20 protein-coding genes are annotated in these 25,226 nt (G+C 53.2%); 5 read left to right on the top strand and 15 right to left on the bottom strand.

Annotated elements, in window-relative coordinates; genetic code table 11:
• Positions 1-3: 3 nt before the first annotated feature.
• From tldD to HZS79_RS01050, 7 genes are read right to left on the bottom strand one after another with little or no spacing between them, the layout of a single operon-like run.
• Positions 4-1,455 carry a metalloprotease TldD gene (gene tldD, locus HZS79_RS01080; protein WP_162217533.1) on the bottom strand — a complete coding sequence of 484 codons (1,452 nt, stop codon included), beginning with the start codon at positions 1,453-1,455 and terminating at the stop codon, positions 4-6.
• Complete coding sequence (locus tag HZS79_RS01075) at positions 1,452-5,285, bottom strand: YhdP family phospholipid transporter (protein ID WP_238401370.1); 3,834 nt, start codon at positions 5,283-5,285, stop codon at positions 1,452-1,454. The genes tldD and HZS79_RS01075 overlap by 4 nt, the downstream gene beginning before the upstream one ends.
• 14 nt (positions 5,286-5,299) lie before the next feature.
• Positions 5,300-6,763, bottom strand: coding sequence for a ribonuclease G (gene rng, locus HZS79_RS01070; RefSeq protein WP_162217531.1), 1,464 nt, complete (start codon positions 6,761-6,763; stop codon positions 5,300-5,302).
• Between the two features lie 60 nt (positions 6,764-6,823).
• Complete coding sequence (locus HZS79_RS01065; RefSeq protein WP_162217530.1) at positions 6,824-7,450, bottom strand: Maf family protein; 627 nt, start codon at positions 7,448-7,450, stop codon at positions 6,824-6,826.
• A 52-nt stretch (positions 7,451-7,502) separates the two neighbouring features.
• Positions 7,503-7,991 (bottom strand): rod shape-determining protein MreD, encoded by a 489-nt coding sequence (gene mreD / locus HZS79_RS01060; protein ID WP_162217529.1) that lies wholly within the window; start codon positions 7,989-7,991, stop codon positions 7,503-7,505.
• Positions 7,991-8,932, bottom strand: coding sequence for a rod shape-determining protein MreC (gene mreC, locus HZS79_RS01055; RefSeq protein ID WP_179926856.1), 942 nt, complete (start codon positions 8,930-8,932; stop codon positions 7,991-7,993). The genes mreD and mreC overlap by 1 nt, the downstream gene beginning before the upstream one ends.
• A gap of 23 nt (positions 8,933-8,955) precedes the next feature.
• Entirely contained in the window at positions 8,956-9,993 is a 1,038-nt protein-coding gene (locus HZS79_RS01050; protein WP_018915723.1) for a rod shape-determining protein, read from the bottom strand.
• Between the two features lie 229 nt (positions 9,994-10,222).
• Here HZS79_RS01050 and gatC point away from each other — a divergent pair, with 229 nt between their 5' ends.
• From gatC to gatB, 3 genes are all read left to right on the top strand, one after another.
• Positions 10,223-10,510 carry an Asp-tRNA(Asn)/Glu-tRNA(Gln) amidotransferase subunit GatC gene (gene gatC, locus HZS79_RS01045; RefSeq protein WP_162217527.1) on the top strand — a complete coding sequence of 96 codons (288 nt, stop codon included), beginning with the start codon at positions 10,223-10,225 and terminating at the stop codon, positions 10,508-10,510.
• Between the two features lie 69 nt (positions 10,511-10,579).
• Positions 10,580-12,040: an Asp-tRNA(Asn)/Glu-tRNA(Gln) amidotransferase subunit GatA gene (gatA, locus tag HZS79_RS01040; RefSeq protein WP_179926855.1), complete on the top strand. Its 1,461-nt coding sequence runs from the start codon at positions 10,580-10,582 to the stop codon at positions 12,038-12,040.
• Positions 12,040-13,494 (top strand): Asp-tRNA(Asn)/Glu-tRNA(Gln) amidotransferase subunit GatB, encoded by a 1,455-nt coding sequence (gatB, locus tag HZS79_RS01035; RefSeq protein WP_162217525.1) that lies wholly within the window; start codon positions 12,040-12,042, stop codon positions 13,492-13,494. Before gatA ends, gatB begins: the two co-directional genes overlap by 1 nt.
• An 89-nt stretch (positions 13,495-13,583) precedes the next feature.
• Here the strand turns inward: gatB and sixA are convergent, their stop codons facing one another.
• The 4 genes from sixA to HZS79_RS01015 all read right to left on the bottom strand — a co-directional run bounded on the left by sixA (position 13,584) and on the right by HZS79_RS01015 (position 17,621).
• Entirely contained in the window at positions 13,584-14,090 is a 507-nt protein-coding gene (gene sixA, locus HZS79_RS01030; protein WP_179926854.1) for a phosphohistidine phosphatase SixA, read from the bottom strand.
• Entirely contained in the window at positions 14,080-15,150 is a 1,071-nt protein-coding gene (locus HZS79_RS01025; RefSeq protein WP_162217523.1) for an NAD(P)H-dependent glycerol-3-phosphate dehydrogenase, read from the bottom strand. Before HZS79_RS01025 ends, sixA begins: the two co-directional genes overlap by 11 nt.
• A gap of 117 nt (positions 15,151-15,267) precedes the next feature.
• Positions 15,268-17,172, bottom strand: coding sequence for a molecular chaperone HtpG (htpG, locus tag HZS79_RS01020; RefSeq protein WP_162217522.1), 1,905 nt, complete (start codon positions 17,170-17,172; stop codon positions 15,268-15,270).
• Positions 17,173-17,273: 101 nt separating this feature from the next.
• On the bottom strand, positions 17,274-17,621 hold the full coding sequence (locus HZS79_RS01015; protein ID WP_179926853.1) for a YkvA family protein: 348 nt from the start codon (positions 17,619-17,621) through the stop codon (positions 17,274-17,276).
• A 100-nt stretch (positions 17,622-17,721) separates the two neighbouring features.
• Between HZS79_RS01015 and HZS79_RS01010 the strand changes: the two genes are divergently transcribed.
• Positions 17,722-19,671, top strand: a complete 1,950-nt coding sequence (locus HZS79_RS01010; protein WP_179926852.1) for a transglycosylase SLT domain-containing protein — start codon at positions 17,722-17,724, stop codon at positions 19,669-19,671.
• Positions 19,672-19,702: 31 nt separating this feature from the next.
• Here HZS79_RS01010 and HZS79_RS01005 read toward each other — a convergent pair whose 3' ends face one another.
• Positions 19,703-20,359 (bottom strand): LysE family translocator, encoded by a 657-nt coding sequence (locus HZS79_RS01005; RefSeq protein WP_179926851.1) that lies wholly within the window; start codon positions 20,357-20,359, stop codon positions 19,703-19,705.
• A gap of 131 nt (positions 20,360-20,490) precedes the next feature.
• On the opposite strand from HZS79_RS01005, the gene HZS79_RS01000 reads away from it, so the two are divergent.
• Positions 20,491-20,694, top strand: a complete 204-nt coding sequence (locus HZS79_RS01000) for a cold-shock protein (protein ID WP_009721950.1) — start codon at positions 20,491-20,493, stop codon at positions 20,692-20,694.
• Between the two features lie 91 nt (positions 20,695-20,785).
• Here the strand turns inward: HZS79_RS01000 and HZS79_RS00995 are convergent, their stop codons facing one another.
• The 3 genes from HZS79_RS00995 to pepN are packed head-to-tail and all read right to left on the bottom strand — an operon-like array spanning position 20,786 to position 25,183.
• On the bottom strand, positions 20,786-21,511 hold the full coding sequence (locus HZS79_RS00995; RefSeq protein WP_162217518.1) for a prolipoprotein diacylglyceryl transferase: 726 nt from the start codon (positions 21,509-21,511) through the stop codon (positions 20,786-20,788).
• Positions 21,512-21,553: 42 nt separating this feature from the next.
• Complete coding sequence (gene yegS / locus HZS79_RS00990; protein WP_179926850.1) at positions 21,554-22,513, bottom strand: lipid kinase YegS; 960 nt, start codon at positions 22,511-22,513, stop codon at positions 21,554-21,556.
• 39 nt (positions 22,514-22,552) lie between these two features.
• Positions 22,553-25,183, bottom strand: a complete 2,631-nt coding sequence (gene pepN, locus HZS79_RS00985) for an aminopeptidase N (protein ID WP_179926849.1) — start codon at positions 25,181-25,183, stop codon at positions 22,553-22,555.
• Positions 25,184-25,226 lie beyond the last annotated feature (43 nt).

The following is a 25,226-nucleotide window of genomic DNA, read 5'->3' as shown; positions in this document are numbered from 1 at the left end:
TCCTCAAGACTGGGTGCCGCCCACGGTCAGCTCATCCAGCTTCAGGGTGGGCTGACCAACGCCTACCGGCACGCCCTGCCCTTCTTTGCCACATACACCAATACCCGTATCCATCGCCATGTCGTGCCCAATCATTGAAACGTGCCCCATGGCTTCTGGACCATTACCAATTAAAGTGGCTCCTTTCACCGGCGCGGTAATTTTACCGTCTTCAATGAGGTAGGCTTCGCTGGCTGAAAACACGAACTTACCTGACGTAATATCAACCTGACCGCCGCCAAAACTAACCGCGTAAATGCCGCGTTTAACGCTTTTGATAATGTCAGCTGGCTCATCCTGACCTGCCAACATGACGGTATTGGTCATGCGCGGCATCGGCAAGTGTGCATAAGATTCACGCCGCGCATTGCCGGTCGGTGCCATGTTCATTAAGCGGGCGTTCAGTTTGTCCTGCATGTACCCCGTTAGAATGCCATCTTCAATCAATGGCGTGTACTGCCCAGGTGTGCCTTCATCGTCCACACTTAACGAGCCGCGGCAGTCAGCCACTGTGGCATCGTCCACCACGGTGACGCCTTTTGCTGCAACACGTTGTCCCATACACCCTGCAAAGGCGGAGCTACCTTTCCTGTTAAAGTCACCCTCCAGCCCATGGCCGACTGCCTCATGAAGAAGAATACCCGGCCAACCAGCACCGAGCACAACAGGCATTTTCCCGGCTGGCGCATCCACCGCCTCTAAATTGACCAAGGCTTGGCGAACAGCCTCTTTGGCGTAACGCTCGGACACGTTTTCATCCCGCAGCCTAGCCATCGAGTAGCGGCCACCGCCACCTGCACTACCACGCTCACGACGGCCATTTTTTACCGCAATCACGCTGACGTTAAATCGCACTAATGGGCGGATATCTGCCGCCAAGGTGCCATCGCTCGCTCTTACTAGAACCACTTCATAAGTACCTGACAAAGAAGCGCTTACCTGACTGACACTGGGATCCGCTGCACGAGCTGCACGGTCAGCCTCTTTCAGCATGGCCACTTTTTCTTCGGCTGTTAGGCCTGCCAAAGGGTCAATGCCTGCATAACGGGCAGCAGCGCTGACCGTTATAATCGGCTGGCCAGTGAGATGCTTACCACTACGCACGATACCTGCTGCTGTGCGGCCAGTATCCATCAATGCATCAGCGGTAATCTGGTTTGAATAGGCAAAGCCCGTCTTTTCACCGGCTAATGAGCGCACCCCAACACCGCCATCGATGTTATAGCTGGCCTCTTTTACTTCGCCATCTTCCAACACCCAGCCTTCTTCCCAAGTACGCTGAAAGTAGAGGTCTGCGTAATCAATACCACCGCCCAGGGCATAGGATAACCCCGTGTCCAGAGCATCCAGGTCAAGACCACTCGGCGTTAACAAAATGGAAACAGCGGTATCTAAATCGCTCTTATATGCGGTCATTGAGAGCCTTCTAAAGTAATCTGCGGCGAAGTCCAGGGACCCCGCACGCGATAATGAATAGTGGTTGCTCGGTCAAGCACGTTGCCAAATAGCTGATCTGCAATAAACAGGGCTCCCCCTACAACAGGCGCGCCAACGGCGATGGCAGCAATGGGCAAGCTTTGGCTGATGGGTAGTGTGACGCCAAGCCGCTGATCGAGTTCACGGCGCATCAGATTAACGCTACCTGTCAGGGTTAACGATGTGGCGGGCGCCTCTATTTTTAATGGTCCCCGCAGCACTAGCTGACCTTCGGCGACATCTGCTACCCCATGAACTCTATCAAATGCGGTTCCCTGACCTGTCATGTCGGAAAAGTCGAAACGCAAACGGCGCAGAATATTGTCAAAATTAAGAAGCCCCACAAGACGTGCGGGTGTGGATTCCAAGGTAACGAATCGTCCGTCACGTATATCGGTACTGATATCGCCACCCGCCCGACTTAAGGCAAACTGCCAAGGCGCTCCAGGCCATGCAAGCGCTGCGCTAACATTCGTGGTTCGGCTGCGCATAGCAACAGGCTGATTCAGGCGTTCTAATGCCGTGCCTACATCTCCACCTCGTATCGTAATATCGGCGCGTGTCTGGCTATTGATTGCATTGCCTTCCCAAACCAACTCCCCACGCGCAGATAGCTGCCCCAAGGTCAAACCGACAGGCGATAGGGTAAAGCGTTGCCCTTCCGTTTGCCAATAAGCGGTGAGTGGCCCAAAACGGCGTTCACCTAGGCTAATATCTGCCAGCCGCAGCCTGCCGTTAGGTAATTTCCCCAACCACTCAGGCATCGCCACAGGGAGAGCATACTGAGTTTCTACCGCATCTACCCACGAGTTAGGAGCAGGCGCACTGCTATCATGCTCAGCGGCAGGAAAATCAAATAAACGGTCTACCGCCAGCGACATAATAGCAATATCAAGCGGCAACGCACTGTTAGGCTGATACGTTACACGACCAGACACTAGATCCCCATTAAGCTGCATGGCTAAGCGCTGTCCTTCGATATTGCCAGACGCTTCTAAAGCGCCAAAACATTCATCCCTATATTGCAGACAGGCAGTACTGAGCATGACGGATATAGGCGTACCCGTGAGACTGTTGCCTGAAGATGTTGTTGGACTCAATGACGAAAGCGCTTCTTGCCACGCAACAGGGGAAAGTGTTGCAACATGCGCTGCGACCCTCCAACCAGGTTGCGTTGACCACCCTGCCGATGCGTTGCTACTTCCGAGCGTCAGCTCACCAGCCAACTCTCCATTAGGCAACTGCTGTACTCGTGCGTCTGCGATATCTGCTAACTGAGTGGCTAAACGGCCACGTTCTATATCAGCATGCAATTGCCAATGCCAAGACTGCTCAGCGGATTTCGCAAATGGGGCAGGCAGGCGGCTAGTAATACCGACTAATTGGCTTTCAAGCGTTATCGAAGGTGATGGCTCAAGATTAATCTTGCCACGCCATTGGGTACTGCCTTCCAACACTTGGCGAGCTTGCTCGACAGGGATATCTGCCAGACGAAACAGTGCCGCGGCATCAATGCCACCGCGAAGTGCAATACCCTCTTCTGGGACATTGATATCTGCTTCAACACGGTTTCCTAACAGCTGACTTGTGAGGTTGCCAAGTAAAGTACTTTTCTCGCCATCCTGCTGCCAGGTTACTTCCCCCTGAACATCTTTCAGAGGCAGTGCCATCGGCTGATAAGTGAGTGTCGAAAAGCGCGGTCGAGCGTTAATCTCTAGCTGCAAGGATTCAGGAGCACTAAGCGGCAGCGATAAAGCAACATCCCCCTCGACTTGCCCATCAGCGCGAACTGCTTTCAGTAGGGACACATCTATATCAGGTATTGACTGCAAGAAATCAGTTAATGAGTCGCCGGTACTACTTAACTGGCCAGAGAGATCGAGTATTTCGTTGGCCAAAGTGACAACACCATTAGACACTTCTACGCCATGGCTCTGCGCATGCTCAACCTGGGCTTCCAGCACCTGGTCTTTCCAAACCAGCGTACCTTCTATATCGTCCAGGCTTGGCCATTCTGGTGCAATAGGCAGACGCCCTTGGGTCACTGCTAACTCCAACGTAGCGGAGAGTTGCTCTGCCGACTGATGCTCGGTAAGAGGGAGACTCAGCCTCAGTGAGCCCTTAGGCACATAGCCTGCTATATCTGTTGACAGCCACTCTTGAAGCTCTGGTTCAAATACCTTGATAGGTAGCCACTGGGAGAGCGGATGATTAAGGGCATCAACATTGGCAAACTCAATATCAAGACCAAATTGCCCACCTTGCTCACTAGCAATCAGCCCGAAGCCACCGCTTATCTCAGCCCCCTCCCATTTCACGTCCAGGTCTCTACCGCTAATCATCGTATTGGGGCCACTGTAGACCCACTCCACCACGCCCTCGGCATGGCTCAAATACATGGGAGACTCAAACAGTTCTGGGAAGTTGAGCGAGGTTCTGCCTGCGCTGTTAAAGGTGACCCTGCCACGCAAATCCCTGGCCTGCACCCAAGCATCTAACGGCCCACCCCCTGGCGCCTTTTCCCAAGGCAGCACCGCCACGTTTGTCAGCGCAGCGTCCACGCCCCATTGACCTTCATGCTGACCGAGTCGCAAGCCAAGTACCTGGCCACTCGGGGAGAGCGTTTGCAATACTCGGGTAAGCGACTCAGGCAACAAGATGTAATCACGCCAGGCGGCCAACGACGATAACTCAAACGTACTGGTTCGAAGCTCCCAGACATCAGGCTGATGCGACAAATACCAATGCCTAGGCAACGCAGGACCTGTGCTACCGTCATCAGGCTGTGCCCACTCGACGTTTTCAGCATTGCCAGTCAGCCATGCTTCACCACCATCGCCGTCGCGCTGCCAAATGCCATCGGCTTGAATGTCCCTTAACACGGCATATTGAATGTCATGGCGTAACGTTAGCTCTGGGATATCCACCGCCAAGCGGGCTTCATCAAGACGCCCAGCGTGCCAACGGCCCCACAGTTTCACCTCACCCCCAGCTTGCTCTAACACTGGCATATTATCTGAACGCAAGACGGCCGCTAGCGCTACCAAGTGATCTAGCTGCATGTCTAGCTGAAGCGCCGCAGAGAAATCACGAAACCCCTGCTGTCCAGGCTGCATCTCCACATTCATCTTAATAGCGGGCAGCCCGTTCTCCTCTCGCCTTTGAGACTCTACGACATGAACGGCCCCCTCAAGGCGTGTCCGGCGTTCATCACCATTAAGTAATAACGCAGGTGCATGCAAGGTGACCGTTTGCTGCTTGCCATGCAGAACCAATTGCGTGTTATCTACCCACAATCGTTGGCGAAGAATCAGGCCTGCCCAGGCATCCAGCGTGGCTAAATCCACGCTTGGCTCGTCTGCCACAACCTCAGGCAATTCAGCGGGAGCGGGCCAACCCCACACCGTGTCCTCCTGTTGGTAGAGGTGAAACTCCAGACCCGCAATACGCGCGTCATTAAAAATAGGGGCGACATTGGTGAGGGTGGCCCAACCATCAAGCCGTAACAGTGCATTTTCAAGAGACGCCAATGGCTGACCATCAGGCGTTGCAGTATGCACGCCCTCTAGGCGCAATATAATATCGCTACGTGCCAACGATAGTGAGAGGTGCTCTATACTGACAGGCACACCGACACGCGCTTCGAGCAGCGCTTCAATCTTCGGCGTTAATAGGCTGGACTGGCTAATCAACAAACGTACAAGCAGTAGTAGCACTGCCAGACTAGCGAGCAGGCTGGCACAGGCTACTAAACACCATCGAAGAAACATACGTCGCGCTATCATTACATCAGTACAATATCGTACTGTTCTTGGGAATAATGCTGCTCGACTTGAAAGCGAATTGTTTTATTAATAAACATTTCAAGGTCAGCCACCGCCGCTGACTCTTCGTCCAACAAGCGATCAACCACTGGTTGAGACGCAAGCACCATATAGGTTTCCGCGCTGTAAGCCCTCTCTTCGCGAAGTATCTCGCGAAAAATCTCATAGCAGATAGTTTCAGGCGTCTTAAGCGTACCGCGTCCACTACAGGTGGGGCATGCTTCGCAAAGCGTCTGCTCTAGACTTTCGCGAGTACGCTTGCGCGTCAGCTGCACCAAGCCAAGCTCTGTTACCCCAGTACATTTTGTTTTGGCGTGGTCTCGCTCCAGCGCTTTCTCCAGCACCCGCAACACTTGGCGCTGGTGTTCGACATCCACCATATCGATAAAATCAATAATGATAATACCACCGAGATTACGTAACCGAAGCTGACGGGCAATCGCGGTAGCCGCCTCCAGGTTTGTCTTGAAAATAGTCTCTTCAAGATTGCGATGCCCAACATAGCCACCGGTATTGACGTCGATCGTCGTCATTGCTTCGGTGGGGTCAATAACTAAGTAACCACCCGATTTAAGCTGAACCTTGCGCCCCAAGGCTTTTTGTATTTCATCTTCCACACTGTAAAGGTCAAAGATGGGCCGCTCACCAGGATAATACTCGATGCGATCCACGGCATCGGGCATAAACTCCTTAGCGAAGTCGACCAATTTGACGAAATTCTCACGGGAATCGATACGCACTTTTTCAATGTCATCACGCATTACGTCGCGTAATGTGCGCATAAAAAGCGGCAGGTCATCATAAATAACGCTTGGCGGTTCCGCCGTTATTTTGCGCTCGCTTACCTTGCGCCAAATACGTAGCAGGAAATACATGTCGCTAGACAGCTCTTCATCGACAATCCCCTCCGCCGCCGTACGTACGATAAAACCACCGGTCACCTCGATAGTCTGCTCGTTAATCCCCGTATCTAGCAGCGCCTTCAACCGCTCGCGCTCTCGCTCATCTTCAATTCGCTGAGATACGCCGTGATGCGGGGAGTCAGGCATATAGACCAGATAACGTGAAGGAATCGAGAGATGAGTGGTCAGCCTTGCACCTTTAGTGCCAATCGGGTCTTTGGTTACCTGAACAACAAGCGCTTGTCCTTCATGTAGTAGCTGCCCGATAGTCTGCTGTTCATCGCTCGGCGTGCCTGGTGGCATAACCTCATGAGCATGAATGAACGCTGCACGCTCAAGGCCAATATCAACAAAAGCAGCCTGCATGCCAGGCAACACACGTACTACTTTACCTTTGTAGATATTGCCTACAATACCGCGCCTGCGGGAGCGTTCAATTAGCGCCTCTTGCAAGACGCCATTTTCCACCAGCGCAACGCGGGTCTCCATTGGCGTTAAATTGATGAGGACTTCACCGCTCATGCAAAATTCCTTATTGAGTCACAGTATCCTTGCGCGCAACAGCAGACGGCGAAACGGCGGTTACCTGTTCTGATAACAGCCCGACCAGATTGGCACCCCTTGCTGACGCAGCAAGCGCGTTGTTTCGTACAGCGGCAACCCCACCACTGCTGAGTGGCTGCCTTGAATCTCCTCAACAAAAACGGCGGCTAACCCTTGAATAGCATAACCACCCGCCTTGTCGATTGGCTCACCCGTCAGCCAGTAATCCGCTATTTCCTGCTGACTTATTGCACGCATTTTTACAATGGTAGTTACGCAACTAGAGAGTACTCCCCTGGGGCCAGCCACTGCGACTGCCGTTAATACGTGATGACGACGCCCTGAAAGCGCTTTCAGCATACTCGCAGCATCGAGTTCATTGGTTGGCTTACCCAGAATTTGACCGTCAATCACTACGGCCGTATCTGAACCTAAAACAGGTAGCGACGTTTTAGGCACCCCTGCTTGCGCTTTGGCTATCGCTAAGCGCTCCACATAGACCTCTGCCGGCTCACCCTTAAAAGGCGTTTCGTCGATGTCGCTGGGCATGACACGTACAAATACGCCAATAGACTCTAGCAGCGCTTTACGCCTGGGCGACGCGGAGGCCAGGCACAACACAGGCTCATCCGCGGTTGTGGCGCTAGTAGCGTTTAGAAACCCCATTCACGCTCCCCCTTGGTCGCATAACCGGCTGCACAGACGTAACAATACAATATCAGGCGCCCAGCAAACGTCGTTCGAGTGCCTTCAACATAGTTGACCACCATGGCCAAAGAACAGCGCTAATTAGTGAAGGAATCAAAAACGACAAATGGATCGAAAAATCGCCTGTTAAGGTACGCACCCACTGTTCAATCAACTGTACTAAGCCTAATAACACAAGCACCAATACAGATTGCTGCACCAGGGAATAAGCGCGAAAACGGGGGTAAACCAAGGCACACATAAAAGCTAGCAAGGAAAATATGAGGGCATGCTGACCAAGCGCAGTACCTTCTATTAAATCCATCAAAATGCCAATGATAAAGCCGTGAAACACGCCTACTTTGTCAGGCGTTCGCATGCACCAATAGATCAGCATTAGGCCTATCCACTCAGGCCTATACACTTGCCATCCATCAGCGAGGGGCATCACTTGCAAACAAAGTGCTAACACCAAACTTACCCAAACAAGGATAAGTGGTACTGCAGGCACTTTTGCCATTAGCGCACCTCCTCATGAACGTCACCCTGCGGCAACCCTATACGCTCTGCCGCGTGCAGTGCCTCCGCAGCAATGTCCATAGTGTCACCCCAAATGGCGTCTTCAAACGCTTCACGAGTCGGCGGGAAAAGGAGCAGGAAATGACGCGAACGCTGCAACTGAGCGGAAGGCTCAGCGGTTACTTGAGCAAACGGCTGACCTGGATCGTGGTACACATTAGTGACCCTGGCAACCGGGTATCCCGGAGGAAAGCGCCCCGCCAAACCAGATGTGGTTAATAGATCACCTTCACGGATATCTGCTGTATCAGGCACGTGCAAAACATTCACACTGCCGTAACGACCAGACCCCTGCACAATAAAGCGCAGGCCATTACGATTGACTTGTACGGGCAGCGCATGGCTCGCATCCGCTAATAACAAAACGCGACTTGAATAAGCAGATACCGCGGTTACTTGCCCCACTAAACCCGAGGCATCGATCACTGGCTGACCAACATAAGCACCATTGCGGTGACCACGGTCTACGACCATCTGATGACTAAACGGGTCATTGTCTAGCGACAGCAGCTCAGCAGTTATGAAGGGGATATCACGGCGTTTGCCAGCCTTGAGTAACGCGCGTAGCTCTGCATTCTCAGCGGTTAAATTTGCTAACCGTTGTCCTCGGTGAGAAAGCGTCAAAATCTGCTCACGCAAACGACGGTTTTCATCAACCAGCGCCTGCTGATCAGACAACGCAAGCGCGCCCCAATTCAGTAGGTCGCTAGGCACGCTAACAACCCACTGAATAGGCGCTACAACCATCGTCATCTGGGCGCGAATATCTTCCATGCGTGTAAAGCGCTGATCAACAAACATCAGAACGCCTGCTAACAGCACACAGAAGAACAGCCGGTATCCCGGCACTGGCCCGTGCGAAAAAAGCGGTTTAATAGGCAATCCCCCGCGATAAACCGCTACACTCAGTCGCTCGACAGCAACTCAAAGGTATGCTGATCAATCATTTCCAGCGCTTTACCGCCACCGCGGGCCACACAGGTAAGCGGATCTTCTGCCACAATCACTGGTAACCCTGTTTCTTCAGCAATCAGCTTGTCGAGGTCACGTAACAGTGCACCACCACCCGTGAGCACTAGTCCGCGCTCAGCAATATCGGAAGCCAGCTCTGGGGGGGACTGTTCAAGTGCGCTCTTCACTGCGGCGACAATCGAGCCAAGCGTTTCCTGAAGCGCTTCAAGAATTTCATGCGAGTTAAGCGTGAAGCTGCGCGGAATACCCTCGGCTAAATTACGACCGCGAACATCTATTTCACGCAGTTCGCCGCCTGGGTAAGCACAGCCAATCTCTTCTTTGATGCGCTCGGCAGTGGCTTCACCAATCAAGCTACCGTAGTGACGACGCACATACGCGGTGATGGCCTCATCAAAACGGTCACCCCCTACGCGAATCGACTCTGAATAAACGACACCGTTGAGCGAGATAATAGCGATCTCAGTGGTACCACCACCAATATCGACCACCATCGACCCTTGTGCCTCTTCAACCGGCAGTCCAGCACCAATCGCAGCGGCCATGGGCTCTTCGATCAAAAACACTTCGCGTGCACCGGCACCTTCCGCCGACTCGCGAATCGCGCGGCGCTCCACCTGGGTCGACATGCAAGGCACGCAGACCAATACTCGTGGGCTCGGGGTCAGAAAAGTGCTCTGATGCACTTTACGGATAAAGTGCTGGAGCATCTGTTCGGTAACGGTGAAATCAGCGATCACGCCGTCTTTCATCGGACGAATGGCCGTAATATTGCCTGGTGTGCGGCCAAGCATACGCTTAGCATCAGCACCGACTGACGCGACGCTGCGCATGTTGCCAGACTGGCGAATAGCGACCACGGACGGTTCATCAAGCACGATGCCACGACCGCGTACATAAATCAGTGTGTTGGCCGTACCCAAGTCGATCGACAGATCGCTGGAAAACAGCCCCCTCAAACGTTTGAACATGGATGTTGTTACCTAGTGCAGACCGGGAACCCTGTGCGGATGCAAACGGTATCACCGCAACCCGTTGGCAGCAAGCACGAGTCGTGCCTAATACTGCCCGTTGGGGTCAATATGTGGTACCTTTTGCGGTTATTTTCCACGTCTGCCACACAAGACGAATTTAAAGATGACCGTATGTATACCGCTGAATGCGGAATATGTTCAATTACGTTTGTGAGGAAACTCGATCATGGCGCTTGAAGAATCTCATGTGCGCCGGGCCGCACACTTGGCCCGACTCGCCGTCAGCGATGACCAAGCCAATGGCTTTGTCGACGATCTAAGCCGCATCCTGGACATGGTCGACCAGCTACAAAGCCTCGATACTGAAGGGGTTGCACCGCTTGCACACCCACTGGATGCTACGCAGCGCCTACGGGCCGATGAAGTCACGGAAACTAACCAGCGCGATGCTTTTCAGCGCTGTGCTCCGGCAGTGGAAAATGGCCTTTACCTTGTGCCGCGCGTGGTTGAATAACTTCAGAGCGCCGCATAGACCACTATTTTTCGCGTATCCTATTCGCCCCAGAACGGAGCTTTCCGGGTCATGCATGACAAAACCGTAACGCAGCTCGCCGCCGCCCTGAATAGCGGCGAACTTTCCAGCAAAGAGCTGACATCACACTTTTTACAGCGCATTGAGAAGGCCGACGGCACACTCAACAGTTTTATTACCGTCACCGCAGAGCAAGCCCTTACCCAAGCAGACGCGGCCGATAAAGCGCGCGCTTCAGGTGACGCTGGCACGCTGACAGGCATTCCTCTTGCGCTTAAAGATATTTATTGCACCCAAGGGGTAAAAACCAGTTGCGGCTCGAAAATGCTCGATAACTTTATCGCGCCTTACGATGCCACCGTGGTTGAAAAGCTTAGCGCTGCGGGCACTATCAGTCTGGGTAAAACCAATATGGATGAGTTCGCCATGGGCTCATCCAACGAAAACAGCTACTACGGCTCGGTTAAAAACCCCTGGGATCTTTCAGCGGTTCCCGGCGGCAGCTCAGGGGGCAGCGCAGCGGCGGTAGCCGCAGGTCTCGTGCCTGCAGCAATGGGCACAGACACAGGCGGCTCTATCCGCCAGCCAGCGGCTTTTTGCGGCATTACTGGCTTGAAGCCTACCTATGGACGCGTTTCTCGCTATGGCATTATTGCCTACGCATCCAGCCTCGATCAGGCAGGCCCCATGGCGAGAAGTGCCGAAGACTGCGCCCACCTACTCAATGTGATCGCTGGACACGATGTACGCGACTCCACCTGTGTTGCCCGCGGCGTGCCTGACTATACCGAAACCCTCAACGCACCACTTTCAGGTCTTAAGATCGGCCTGCCCAAAGAGTATTTTGGCGACGGCTTAGACCCCGAGGTCGAAAAAGCCGTACGCGATGCCGTGAAGGTGTATGAGTCACTGGGTGCAACGGTACGCGACGTCAGCCTGCCGCACACCCACTACGCCATTCCAGCGTATTACGTTATTGCACCGGCCGAAGCATCCTCAAACCTCTCACGCTACGATGGCGTACGTTTTGGCCATCGTTGCAAGGCGCCTGAAGATCTTATTGACCTCTACACCCGCTCGCGCGCTGAAGGCTTTGGCGAAGAGGTCAAGCGACGCATTTTGATCGGCACACACACGCTGTCAGAAGGCTTTTTTGACGCTTACTACACCAAGGCACAAAAAGTCCGCCGCTTGATTCGACAGGACTTCCTAGATGCCTTTGAAGACGTAGACGTACTGATGGGGCCAGCATCTCCCACCCCTGCGTTTGATCTAGGCGCTAAAAAAGATCCAGTGTCTATGTATCTTCAGGATATCTACACCATCGCGGTTAACCTAGCAGGTATTCCTGGCATTAGTGTCCCGGCGGGCTTTTCCAATGGCCGCCCAGTTGGACTACAAATTCTGGGCACCCACTTTGCGGAAGCGCAGCTACTTAACGTGGCGCACCAGTTCCAGCAAGCAACTGATTGGCACTTAAAACGTCCTGCCTTTGCCGAGGAGAACGCCTAATGCAATGGGAAACCGTGATCGGGCTTGAAGTCCACGTGCAGCTCGCGACGCGTTCGAAAATCTTCTCTGGGGCTTCCACCGCCTTTGGTGCAGAGCCTAACACCCAGGCCTGCGCCGTTGACCTAGGCCTGCCTGGCGTCCTACCTGTTCTCAACGAGCAGGCGGTTGCCATGGCGGTACAGTTTGGTCTGGCGGTACATGCTGAGATTCCTGAGGTGTCGGTCTTCGATCGCAAAAACTACTTTTATCCAGACTTACCCAAAGGCTACCAAACCAGCCAGATGTACCACCCCATCGTGGGCCCTGGGGAAGTTGAAATCACCCTGGATGACAACACAACCAAGCGTATTCGTATTCACCACGCGCACCTTGAGGAAGACGCAGGCAAGTCACTGCACGAAGATTTCCACGGCATGACAGGGATCGACCTTAACCGAGCGGGCACACCACTGCTGGAGATTGTCTCTGAGCCGGACATGCGCAATGCGAAAGAAGCCGCCGCGTATTTAAAAGCGATTCACTCAATCGTTACCTATCTGGGCATTTCTGACGGCAATATGGCAGAAGGCTCGATGCGCTGCGACGTTAACGTTTCGGTGCGCCCAAAAGGTCAGGAAGCCTTCGGCACGCGCGCCGAAATTAAAAACGTCAACTCGTTCCGCTTCGTTGAGCGAGCGATTGCCTTTGAAGTCGAGCGCCAAATTGAGTTGATCGAAGATGGCGGCAAGGTGGTACAGGAAACCCGCCTGTTTGATCCAGAGCGCGATGAAACCCGCAGCATGCGCACCAAGGAAGAAGCCAACGATTATCGCTACTTCCCTTGCCCGGACCTTTTACCCGTAGTTCTGGATCAAGCCTACCTAGACCATCTACGTAGCCAACTGCCTGAGCTACCGGCCGATAAACGTGCGCGTTTTCAAACATCACTAGGGCTTTCGGCTTACGACGCCCACGTGCTATCTGCTAGTCGCGAAATGGCTGAGTTTTTCGAAGAAGTACACCGCGTATGCGGTGATGCCAAACAGGCCGCCAACTGGGTTCAAGGCGAGCTATCAGGCGCACTGAATCGCGATAACTTAACCATTCAGAACAGCCCAGTTTCCGCCCACCAGCTCGGCGAGCTGATCAGCCGTGTATTGGACGATACCATCAACGGTAAAGCGGCCAAACAAGTCTTCCAGGCGCTCTGGAATGGCCAGGGTAGCAGCGCCGATGAAATCATCGAAGCGAAAGGCCTGAAGCAAGTCACCGACACCGGCGCAATTGAATCCATGATCGATCAGGTAATCGCAGAGAGCCCTGCTCAGGTTGCCCAGTACCGCGACTCCGAGCCAGAAAAGCGTGGCAAAATGATTGGCTACTTTGTTGGCCAGGTCATGAAAGCATCTCGCGGCACCGCCAACCCCCAACAGGTGAATGGCTTGTTAAAAGAGAAGCTCGACGCGCTGCTGTAGCTGTAGCTGTAGCTGTAGCTGTAGCATTAGCAATCTGCGTTACCCTCATAGCGGCTGCCTCGGCAGCCGCTTTTTTGTAAGTCCAGGCGCTATAAAAGCTGACTTGGCTGAGTAAAGTGCTTTAGCTGCGCGCAACCGGCGGCCCAAACATCTGCTTCCAGTTCCGCAATAGCGGCGGTAGGAAAACCAACTCCGCGGTTTGTCGACCCGTCCACTAATAGCCCCGTTAACTCCCCCACCATCGGCATATGGCTGACCAGCATAACAGGGCCATCATCAGGTAACCGTAGTAACCAATCGCTAACGATAGAGGGTCTATCATCGGGCGTAATCAACGGCAGTGTTTGCAACGGGCAGCCTAGCGCATCACTGATAAGCCTTGCGGTCTGCTGAGCACGCACAAAGGGGCTGGCATACACGACAGGGCACTCAAGTTCACCCTGCTCAGTACGCATAGCCAACCAACGCGCCATCACGCCAACCTCCTGCTCACCACGGGGCGTAAGCGGCCTTGCATGGTCCACAACCCCTGGCGCAGCTTCACCATGACGCATAATCAGCAGGCGACGGGCACCACCGCTTGCACTATGACTCATGCCACCCTCCATTATCGCGGTGCGCCTGCTGGACAGCTTCACGAGGTAAAATAAACTCCACGTCGCTACTTTGCTCCCCCATCATCAGCGTACGCGCCATCTCTTGAGCAGGAACTCCCTCAAATAGCACGCGATTCAAACCTTCAGCAAGCGGCATATAGACGCCCATCTCACGAGCTTTGGCGCACACCAGCTTAACGGTATTGACCCCTTCTGCCACCTGACCTAGCGCTGAGACCGCGTCATCAAGGTTGCGCCCCTCTCCCATGGCGTACCCCACCCGATAGTTGCGCGATAGGTTGGAGGAGCAGGTAACGATTAAATCCCCGACGCCAGCCAAGCCTAAAAAAGTCATCGGGTTAGCACCTTGGGCGACCGCGAAGCGGCTCATTTCCGCCAGAGCCCGGGTCATGAGCATACTGCGGGTATTTTCCCCCATCCCCAGCGCTGCCGCCATGCCCGCCGCAATTGCGTAAATATTCTTGAGTGCACCGCCCAGCTCAACACCATGCCGATCATTACTGGCATACACTCGAAAGTAACGGCAGCCTAACGCCTGCTGCACGCGAGTTCGGGTCAACGCATCTGCGCTGGCGACAACCGTTGCCGTTAATTGCTTATCAGCGATCTCAGACGCTAGATTGGGACCAGCAATAACGCCTATATGACAAAATCCCGTTTCCTGTTCGAGCACTTGACTCATTAACAGAAAACCATCCTGCTCTATGCCCTTAGTAGTGCTCACTAAAATCTGCTCTGGCACCAACCAAGGCTTCGCCGCCCGAACAACGCTACGAAAGGCTTTGGAAGGTATGGCAATTAACACCAACTCAGCGCCTTCAAGCACGGTTTGAAGGTCTGTTGATGCATTGACCGCGTCGTTAATGGCATAGTGCGGCAAGTAGCGTCCGTTGCGGTGCTCTTGGTTAATTTGCGCCACTAGCGCTTCATCGCGCATCCATTGGCGCACCCTAGCGCCATTATCCGCCGCAATGCTTGCCAGCGCAGTACCAAAGCTACCGCCCCCCAGTACCGCGACATTAATCTGCTGCTCAGCCATGACGATATCCTGATCGTTGATCTCGTACGTTTACCGATTACTTTATCATCATCTTGACTAAAACAAGCGGCCCGCTTGGGTATCCAAACGGGCCGCATCGGTCATCACATACTCATTTTAGACAGTTAATACCGTGTTAAGCCGCTTAACATAGGCGGCAGGGTCATCGAGATGCCCCCCCTCAGCGATAATCGCCTGGTCCAGCAAAATATGTGCTAACTGGCCAAACAGGTCGCCTTCCGCATTTTCCAAACGCGCTACCAAAGCATGGTCAGGATTGAGCTCTAAAATTGGCTTTACTTCTGGCATTTTTTGCCCTGCCGCTTCCATAATGCGACGCATCTGATAGCCCATTTCATGCTCCGGCAGTACAACACAAGCCGGTGAGTCGGTGAGTCGATGGGTGATTTTCACTTCCTGCACGCCATCACTCAGTGCCTCTTTTACGCGCTTAACCAGGTCTTCTTTCGCTTTCGCCGTCTCTTCCTGGGCTTTCTTTTCTTGCTCGTCTTCTACGTCGCCCAGGTCTAGCTCGCCTTTAGCCACATCGGCAAATGATTTGCCATCAAACTCGGTGAGGTGGCTCATTAACCACTCATCAACCCGGTCTGAGAGCAGCAGCACCTCGATACCTTTCTTACGGAAAATCTCAAGATGAGGACTGTTTTTCGCCGCATTGAAGCTATCAGCCACCACGTAATAGATTTTCTTTTGGCCTTCTTTCATGCGCTCAACGTACTCGCTCAACGCATGCTCCTGAGCCGCCGTATCCGTATGAGTTGAAGCAAAGCGAAGCAAGCCAGCAATTTTATCGCGGTTGGCAACATCTTCACCCGGCCCCTCTTTCAGCACGCTGCCAAACGTGTTCCAGAAAGTTTGATACTGCTCACTGTCTTTGGAAAGCTTCTTGAGCATATCCAATGCGCGCTTGGTCAGCGCCCCTTTGATTTTATCAACCTTAGGATCTTGCTGAAGCAGTTCGCGGGAAACATTCAAAGAGAGGTCGCGGGTATCTAACACACCCTTGATAAAGCGCAGATAAAGCGGCAGGAACTGCTCTGCGTCGTCCATAATGAACACACGCTGAACATAAAGCTTAACGCCACGAGCGCCGTCACGATCAAACATATCAAACGGTGCACGGCCCGGCACGTACAGCAGGCTAGTATACTCAAGCTTGCCCTCTACCTTGTTGTGGCTCCAGGTCAACGGGTCGCTAAAATCGTGGGCAACGTGCTTGTAAAATGCCTTGTACTCATCTTCAGTGACATCGCTTTTCGGGCGCGCCCATAATGCGGTTGCTTCGTTAACCGTTTCCCACGTGGTAATTTCGCTGCCTTCAATATCGTTGCCTTCGTCATCTTTCGCCGTTTCGGTTTTCGGCATGCGCACCGGCACTTCAATATGATCGGAGTATTTGCGCACTAGGCCTTGCAGGCGGTAGTCGTCGGCGAACTCTTTGGCGTCATCTTTAAGGTGTAGTGTGATTTCAGTGCCGTGCATATCGCGCTCAATGTCAGCAACAGTGAACTCACCCTCGCCTTTTGAACGCCACTCAACCCCTTCTGAGGCGTCAGTGCCCGCCTTGCGGGTACGAACAGCCACTTCATCAGCCACGATAAACCCAGAGTAGAAACCAACCCCAAACTGGCCAATCAACTTAGCGTCTTTCTGCTGCTCGCCAGAGAGCTGCTTAAGAAACTCTGCGGTTCCCGAGCGCGCAATAGTACCCAGGTTAGCAATCACGTCCTCACGGTTCATGCCAATGCCGTTATCGCGCAACGTGATGGTGTTGGCCTCACGGTCATGCTCGATTTCGATGCGCAGCTCGCTATCACCTTCGTAAAGCGCATCGTTATCAAGTGCCGCGTAACGCAGCTTGTCACAGGCGTCGGCTGAGTTAGAAATCAGCTCGCGCAAAAAAATCTCCCGATTGGAATACAGGGAGTGAATCATCAAATTCAGTAGCTGCTTAACTTCCGTTTGAAAGCCAAGAGTCTCTTCGTGGGTCGCAGTTGTCATGCGCTTAGCCCTCATTGATCACGTGTTGCTTGCTGCACCTGCCTAACGCAGGCAGGTGCGGAAAAGGTTATGGACTCAATATGGGGATAAACAGAGGGATTTCAAGAAGGTGAATGGTGAGATGCCGTCGAATTACAGATTTCGTCTTTCCATGCGCGATAATCAGAAAGCCGCTGATCTATGCGATTCAATAGCCAACCTATGATTAATACATCATCAACTAAGCCAATAATCACCAGAAAATCGGGGATCAAGTCAAAAGGCATGACAAGATAAGCCAAGGCCAGCGCCATCATGCCAAAGGCAGACCAAGGAATGGGGCGAAAATCTCCCCGCAACACATCGCGTGTCATCGGCAAAAACAGTGCCAGTGCTCTACCAATACGTTTTATTGCCCATAAGCGAGTTTTAAGTCGACGAAACAACCACCACGTAGATAATCGTGCCATCGTAATTGAATTCTCCAAGTGTCATGCTTGTCAGAACATTGTTTGCCCCTATAGTTCACTATAGCGCTTTTCATACCACTAGCGAGCAAGAGGAAGTGCCATGCAGGCTTCGCCATTTCGTTCTACCCTTCGCAGCCTGTGTGCTGCGACGTTGATAGGCTTACCTACCGCCTCCTGGGCAACGTCTGACAGCGCGATGCGGGATGCGTTGGAAGCAGCTCGCCAACAACAGTGGCAACAAATCGATGAACGTGCGATCGAGGGACATATTCTCAGTGGTTATGTGGACTACCACCGCTTACGCAGCCAGCTGCCACACATTCCACCTAGCCAAGTACAACAGTTTATTGGACAACATTCTGACTCTCCCTTGGCAGAATGGATGCGTGGCCAGGCAATTGAACGATATGGCAGTGCTGGTCAATTCGATAATCTGCTCGCGGTCGCCGATGGTGAACCCTCGGGCACGGCTCGCCAGTGCTACTACTACACTGCGTTGCTAGATAGAGCTCCCGAGGAAGCCCGAGCTGCGGGCCTTGGGCTGTGGCGAGTAGGCAGCTCTCAACCGGATGCCTGTAATACACTTTTTAGCCGTTTACGCAGCGATGGCACCATCAATGCCACCGCCATCTGGGAGCGTAAAATGCTTGCCTGGCAGGCTGGAGAAGAACGTCTGAGCAACTATTTGGACGGACTACTTAGCGGGCAGTGGCAAACAGCAATTGAAACGGTAGGCAAGGTAACTAGTGACAGTGCCGCATTAACCTCGGCACCCTCATGCCTAGGGCCAGAGTGCGCAGCCAGCGCGGCTTTCTATAAAGCAGCAATGCAGCGCTATACGCGAGAAAACACCCCCGCGGCCTTTAGTGCATGGCAACAGATAGCACCGCGGCTCAACCTCCCACCTTCTGACCAGCAAGTCATTGAAGAAGAGCTGGCGTTTTATGCACTCGTTCGCAACGCCCCCGGCACGCTTAGCTGGGTTGATAGCGTACTCCCCTCACTAGATAGCGAACGCGTGTTAGAGCTGAGGGTACGGCGTGCACTGGCTGAGCGGCAGTGGGCCGATGTCATGCATTGGATCGCTGAAATGCCTGCCAGTCAACAAGAGAGAAGCCGCTGGCAGTACTGGCTAGCCAGAGCGAATGAGCAGCTGGGCAACCATGATGCTGCGATGGCACGCTATCAACAGGCCGCCTCGGATCGAAGCTTCTACGGCTTTGCCGCCGCAGAAAAACTCAACCAGCCTTATCAACTCAATCTAGAGCGCAATCATTTTGATGAAATCACTCGGGGACATACGGCACTCCTCCCTGCCGTACAACGCACCGAGGCACTCATGCGCATTGGTGAAGACGGCTTAGCCAACAGTGAGTGGCTACATGCTGTTCGGAACAGCTCCTCTTACCAGGCGCGGGCGCTGGCTGATTATGCTGCTCAACAGCAATGGCATGCGCGCTTAGTGCAAACCACCATTGCTGGCGAAATGTGGGACGCGTTGGATTGGCGCTTCCCAGCTGCATACCGCGATAGCTTTTTGCACTGGGGCCGGCTCACCGGTGTCGACCCCTACCTACTGATGGCAATCACTCGTCGTGAAAGTGCCTACAACCCCGACGCGCTCTCACCTGCGGGAGCCCGGGGACTGATGCAACTAATGCCCAGCACAGCAAGCCAAGTAAGCCGCCAACTAGGGCTTAATGACCCTGGCCCCTACGGCGTTCTGGAACCTGAACTCAACATCCGTTTAGGCAGCACTTACTTACGCGATAAACTTGAGCGCTACCAAGGCAACCGTTTAGCCGCTGCTGCGGCGTATAACGCAGGTCCTGGCCGGGTGGATCAATGGCTGGGCAACAACATGGAATCCTTTGACCTATTTGTCGAAAGCATCCCCTTCCGTGAGACGCGCGACTACGTGCAGGCTGTACTGAGTTATCGCGTCATTTTTGAAAGTTTAGCTAACGGTGGTAACAGCGAAGGCGTTTCTTTGCTCAGCGACAACGAGCAAACCGTACGCTATGACCGAGCTCTACTCGCTCGCCGATAAAACACGACGGCCGCAGACTAGCAGCGCCCAGTCATACTGGGCGCTGCTCTAATGCTAAGCGCACACCAAACAACACCAAAACAGCCCCAGTCGCCGCATTTAGCGTTTGCGCAAAGCGAGCACTAGCCAGCCACTTAGTTGCCCCCCCCACCATTAACACCACGCTAATTTGCCAGACATTGGCAATGACGAAGTGCACCCCTGCCAGCCACAATGACTTCAACAAGGCGGGGTCAGTAGGCGCGATAAACTGAGGCAAAAACGCCATATAAAACACGACAGTTTTAGGGTTCAACACGTTAGAAAGCAGTCCCTCTTTAACCGGTTGCCAGAAGGGCACAGGAGAACTTCTTTCCAACATACCCTGAACAGGCAAAGGCACTCCTCGTCGCGCTGCGAGCAAGCTGTTGACACCGAGCCAAATCAAATAAGCCGCACCTACTAGCTTCAGCATATGAAACGCCCATGCTGACTGCAGTAAAATAAGCGAAATCCCCAATGCTGAAATCGTGGCATGCACAAACAACCCACAGCAAATAGCTAAACTCGTCGCTACGCCATCACGAACTCCGCCACGCGCAGTATTACGAATGACGAGTAGCGTATCGACGCCAGGGCTCACCGATAGCAACGTTATCGCTATTAGAAAGGGCACAAATTGTGCGTCGATGAAGCTAATTTGCAGCATGGCAGACACTCGCAAAAGGTTAAAGATTATTAACTCAACGCCTGGACGACGAGAGCATTTGCTTCTACATTGGGGTTGCGCGCACTCAAAATGAGTGTTCGCTATTATTAAGCACGTTAAGGATATGAACGATGGCAACTGGTACTGTCAAGTGGTTCAACGAAACTAAAGGTTACGGCTTCATCTCTCCCGATGACGGTGGTGACGACTTGTTTGCACATTTCTCCGAAATTCAAGCTGAAGGTTTCAAGACCCTGCAAGATGGTCAGAAAGTCAGCTTTGAAGTGACGCAGGGTAAAAAAGGCCTTCAGGCTTCCAACATTCGTCCAGTGTAATGCTCGGCGAATGACCATAAGGCCCGCTATTGCGGGCCTTATTTTTTGCAGGATGGTTAATCTAAAACACGGTTACGCAGGACTCTGTTACTTACTCCGTTTCAGTGCGGTTGTTGTTCAACTCGCCATCAACCGAGCGCCCTTGCTCAATCTCTTCAAACTGTTGCTCTAAGCGCTGCTGAGCTTCTTCGAAGCGACGCTCAGTATCTTCGATTAGCGCATCGACATCTGCTGCTTCAAGGTCATCTTCTAAACGAGGGCTATCCGGAAGGCTGCTGTCTGTCTCCCAATCAGTAGAGAACTCTTCGCTCTCCATTGGCTCCAAAACAGGTGCCTGCTGCTCCACTTCTTGGAACTGCTCATCCAGCCGCCGCTGCGCTTCTTCAAAACGGCGTTCAGTTTCAGCGATCACATCATCCACATCCGAGCGCGTCGTCTCCCCCGGCATAGCACTTGCTTCATCAAGCGCATCTTCTGGGTCAGCAGCCAGGGTATCGTCGCCTGCCTGAACGTCTTCACCGCTTACGGGTAATGCGTCAGTGTCAGCCTCCTCCTCACTTCTCAACGCCTCGGCTTCATCTAGCTGCTCTGCCGCTTGGCGTGCCTCCACGTCATCTTCAATTTCCTCAGGGCTGGGCATGTCTGCTGCGTTTTCTGCAGCAGCTGGCGCCTCGTCATTTTGAATAACATCATCATCAGACACTGAAGGTGCGCTATCTTCAGCTGGAACAGTCGCCTCCTCTTGGCTATCTCCACAAGCGCTTAGCAAAAGCGCTGCGCTGGCCAATGCGGGTATCCATAGTCTTCTATTTAGCATCTGATTATGCTCCTTGGTTAGCTGTGTAATTAACTAATAATATCAGTGTCGGTCATTTGCGGAGAGAAGCGAACACCCTTCCGGCAGTAGCACCTTTAAGGCAAGAGGTACGACGTCGACACAAAATCGTTCATAGCGGCGCGCCTCACCATCTAGTGTTAACGGCCAGGGCTCTTCATCCTGCTGCGTGGTCACGGACAGTTGGTTGACCGTAAAATAGCGCACATAGCGCCCTTCTGCGGGGAAGCGCTGTAATTCGCCAAGCAGTGTCGGCAGCTCCGACACTGACGAAAAATCCTTAACCAGCAGCACATCCAAGCGACCATCGTCAAGCTTTGCTCTGGGCGCTAACACTTGCCCCCCGCCGGATTGGCGGCCATTGCCCAACGCCAGAAGTAACAACAATGCGTCCTCCTCCTGGCCTCCCCAATGCAACGTGCCCCGATAGCTACGATGCCGCCATGCCTTTAAAGCCCCCATTAGGGAGTAGGCGCCTCCCCCCAACATACGCTTGAGCATCTTCGGGGTCGATGAGGTAATTTCAGCGCCAAAACCACAGGTTGTCATGTTGATGTAGTAGCTGGTCGTTTTTTTGGCACCTGACTCTGCGGTCATTCTAACCACATCAATAGGCGCAGACGATAATTCTCGGGTAGCCGCTAAAGCAGGCCCTGGCTCCAGCGGCAAGCCAAGAGATGTCGCAAAATCATTAGCACTGCCTAACGGCACAATACCTAATGCGGGGCGCTGATCATGAGCAATCCGCATAAGCCCATTGACCACCTCATTAACGGTGCCATCGCCACCGCAGGCAATTACCCGAGATGCGCCCAGCTCGACCGCCTGGGCGGCGAATTCAGCGGCATCACCACCTTCCCAGGTTGAACGGACGGTAATGTGCATCCCTGTCTTGCGCTGCTCTTCAACAGCCTCGCGTAGCGCCGGGTTACCAGAAGATTTACCGTTAACGATCAGTAAATAGTGCTGTTGTGAATCTGTCACCGACGCATTCCCTCTCCATGGTTAGTGCCCTGGTATACCTTATGCCAGCGCCTTCTCAACAACTTCAAACACGTTAGATGAAAGCGGCTCTTGCTTAATGCGCAGAAGTTCGGCGCGCATTAACTGCTGACGCTCTTCATCAAAGCGCTGCCAGCGTGTTAGCGGCGTGATCAATCGTGCTGCTATTTCCGGGTTAAGGCGGTTCAGCTCGATAACCACATCCGCTAACAGCGCATATCCTTTACCATCTAAACGATGGAAATTAACGCGATTCTGCGCAAACGCACCGACCAGCGCACGCACTTTGTTCGGATTCTTAATTGAAAATGCAGGATGCTGCATTAAGTACTGCACACGATCGAGCACATCTGACTGTGGGCGAGTGACTTGTATGGTAAACCACTGATCCATAACCAGCGGGTCGTGGGCCCACTTTTCGCCAAATGCTTTCAAAGCAGGTGACGCCAGGTCGTCACGATCACTATGCGACAGTAAAGTGAGCGCATGACGCACATCGGTCATATTATGCCCCGCCGCAAACTGCGCTTCGCACAGTGCAACCCCCTCTTCATCTTCAATCGACATCAAATACGTCAGCGCTACATTCTTGAGGCTGCGCTGAGCAATTTGCTCAGGCGTTGGCGAATAGGGCTCATCACTCACGTTGGCCTTATAGACGCCGACAAACTCATCGCGAAGCGCCACCGCCAGCGATTGACGGACAAATTCGCGAGCCGCATGAATCGCGTCAACATCAACGATTGGCTGTTGCTCAGCGATGTAGGCTTCCGACGGTAGCGTCAGCATCTCAGCCAACACAGCCTTGTCGTCCATCGATCCGGTAAGCAGTGTTCTAAACGCTTCAACAACACGGCTATCCATGACCTTTTCCACGCCGTTACGGTGTGCGGCGATCAGATCATCAAGTGCCAACATGGCAAGTCGTTGCCCAGCATCCCAACGGTTAAAACCATCGCTGTCGTGGGTCAGCAAAAACGCCAAGTCTTCCCGTGAATAGGGAAAGTGTAGCTTCACAGGGGCAGAGAAATCCCGTAACAATGAAGGGACAGGGGCTTCCGCAACATCCGCAAAGACAAAGGTTTGTTCATCTTCGGTGAGATGGATCACAGCGTCCTTACCCAGCTTTTCGCCTTCCAGAGTTAAGGTGAGATCCTGCCCTGACTTGGTGCCAACAAGCCCCATACGCACGGGAATATGCAGCGGCAGCTTATCCGGCTGCCCTGGCGTGGCGGGGGTACGCTGACGCAGTGTTAAGTGATACGCCGCATTCACGTAGTCGTACTCTCCATGGGCATCGATCTCAGGTGTTCCCGCCTGGGAGTACCAGCGCATGAACTGGTTTAGATCTGCGCCAGACACCTCTGCCATACAGCCAATGAAGTCTTCAATCGTGACGGCTTGGCCATCAAAGCGATCGAAATAAAGATCAGATCCACGCCGGAAGTCTTCCCAACCCAGTAGGTTACAAAGCATACGTACGACTTCAGCACCCTTTTCATAAATTGTCAGGGTGTAGAAGTTGGTGATCTCAATAAAGTGGTCTGGCCGAATAGGGTGTGCTGTTGGCCCACCATCCTCGGCAAACTGAGCGGTACGGAAAAACGACACGTCCTGAATGCGCTTAACGGGAGCCGAGTTGGTATCTGCCGAAAAACACTGGTCACGAAAAACCGTAAAGCCTTCTTTCAAGGAGAGCTGGAACCAGTCACGACACGTAACGCGATTACCCGACCAGTTGTGGAAATATTCATGGGCCACAATGCCCTCGACATTTTGGAAGGTGGTATCCGTTGCAGTGTCCGGATGTGTCAGCACTGCAGCGGAGTTGAAGATATTAAGTCCCTTGTTCTCCATCGCCCCCATGTTGAAGTCATTCACCGCTACAATCATAAACAGGTCTAGATCGTATTCGCGGCCATAGGTTTGCTCGTCCCACGTCATGGCGCGTTTAAGCGATGCCATCGCATGCTCTGTCTTATCGAGGTTCTCTTGCTCGACCCACAGCTGCAGCGTGACATTGCGACCACTCATCGTCTGGAAGACGTCTTCTACCTTGTGCAAATCACCGGCGACCAGTGCAAACAGATAACAGGGTTTAGGGTGAGGATCTTCCCAGGTCACAAAATGCCGCCCGCTCTCCAGGGTACCTTGATCAACGGGATTACCATTAGCGAGCAGCACCGGCTCGCCCTCTGCATCGCCAATCACAGTCACTTTGAAAGTCGCCATTACATCGGGACGATCTGGGTAATACGTAATCCGGCGGAAGCCTTCCGCTTCACACTGGGTGCAGTACATGCCATTAGACAGGTATAGCCCTTCCAGCGCCGTATTACTGCTGGGCGCAATCTCTACTTCACTCTCCAGAGTGAAAGCCTCTGGCACCTCCTCTATGTACAGCGCTTCATCCGTTAGCTGATACGCTGTATCAGACAAAGGGTTGCCATCTATCGCCAGTGATATCAGCGTTAAATGCTCACCGTTCAGCACTAACGGTGCCTTTGAATCAGTGCCTGGGTGGCGCTCCATTCGAAGTCTTGCTTTGACACGGGTCGTGGTAGGGTCAAGATCAAACGTCAGCTCGGTATGGGTAACTTGGTAGGCGGGCGGCTGATAGTCGCTTAAATAAACCGGCTGCGGATCAGACATAGTGCGTGACTCCTGTAAGCGTTTCAATTAAGGATGAGCAGCG

Origin of the sequence: Vreelandella zhaodongensis (assembly GCF_013415115.1) — a bacterium.
GTDB classification, from domain to species: Bacteria; Pseudomonadota; Gammaproteobacteria; order Pseudomonadales; family Halomonadaceae; genus Vreelandella; species Vreelandella zhaodongensis.
This window is presented reverse-complemented; position numbering and strand designations above follow the sequence as displayed.

Bases quoted from the DNA above. Each gene is read 5' to 3' on its own strand.
- gatA (WP_179926855.1), top strand. From the start codon at position 10,580: ATGCATGACAAAACCGTAACGCAGCTCGCCGCCGCCCTGAATAGCGGC.
- htpG (WP_162217522.1), bottom strand. From the start codon at position 17,172: ATGACAACTGCGACCCACGAAGAGACTCTTGGCTTTCAAACGGAAGTT.
- gatC (WP_162217527.1), top strand. From the start codon at position 10,223: ATGGCGCTTGAAGAATCTCATGTGCGCCGGGCCGCACACTTGGCCCGA.
- HZS79_RS01015 (WP_179926853.1), bottom strand. From the start codon at position 17,621: ATGGCACGATTATCTACGTGGTGGTTGTTTCGTCGACTTAAAACTCGC.
- gatB (WP_162217525.1), top strand. From the start codon at position 12,040: ATGCAATGGGAAACCGTGATCGGGCTTGAAGTCCACGTGCAGCTCGCG.
- HZS79_RS01065 (WP_162217530.1), bottom strand. From the start codon at position 7,450: ATGGGGTTTCTAAACGCTACTAGCGCCACAACCGCGGATGAGCCTGTG.
- HZS79_RS01025 (WP_162217523.1), bottom strand. From the start codon at position 15,150: ATGGCTGAGCAGCAGATTAATGTCGCGGTACTGGGGGGCGGTAGCTTT.
- HZS79_RS01005 (WP_179926851.1), bottom strand. From the start codon at position 20,359: ATGCTGCAAATTAGCTTCATCGACGCACAATTTGTGCCCTTTCTAATA.
- tldD (WP_162217533.1), bottom strand. From the start codon at position 1,455: ATGACCGCATATAAGAGCGATTTAGATACCGCTGTTTCCATTTTGTTA.
- sixA (WP_179926854.1), bottom strand. From the start codon at position 14,090: ATGAGTCATAGTGCAAGCGGTGGTGCCCGTCGCCTGCTGATTATGCGT.
- HZS79_RS01075 (WP_238401370.1), bottom strand. From the start codon at position 5,285: ATGTTTCTTCGATGGTGTTTAGTAGCCTGTGCCAGCCTGCTCGCTAGT.
- rng (WP_162217531.1), bottom strand. From the start codon at position 6,763: ATGAGCGGTGAAGTCCTCATCAATTTAACGCCAATGGAGACCCGCGTT.
- HZS79_RS01050 (WP_018915723.1), bottom strand. From the start codon at position 9,993: ATGTTCAAACGTTTGAGGGGGCTGTTTTCCAGCGATCTGTCGATCGAC.
- HZS79_RS01000 (WP_009721950.1), top strand. From the start codon at position 20,491: ATGGCAACTGGTACTGTCAAGTGGTTCAACGAAACTAAAGGTTACGGC.
- pepN (WP_179926849.1), bottom strand. From the start codon at position 25,183: ATGTCTGATCCGCAGCCGGTTTATTTAAGCGACTATCAGCCGCCCGCC.
- HZS79_RS01010 (WP_179926852.1), top strand. From the start codon at position 17,722: ATGCAGGCTTCGCCATTTCGTTCTACCCTTCGCAGCCTGTGTGCTGCG.
- HZS79_RS00995 (WP_162217518.1), bottom strand. From the start codon at position 21,511: ATGCTAAATAGAAGACTATGGATACCCGCATTGGCCAGCGCAGCGCTT.
- mreD (WP_162217529.1), bottom strand. From the start codon at position 7,991: ATGGCAAAAGTGCCTGCAGTACCACTTATCCTTGTTTGGGTAAGTTTG.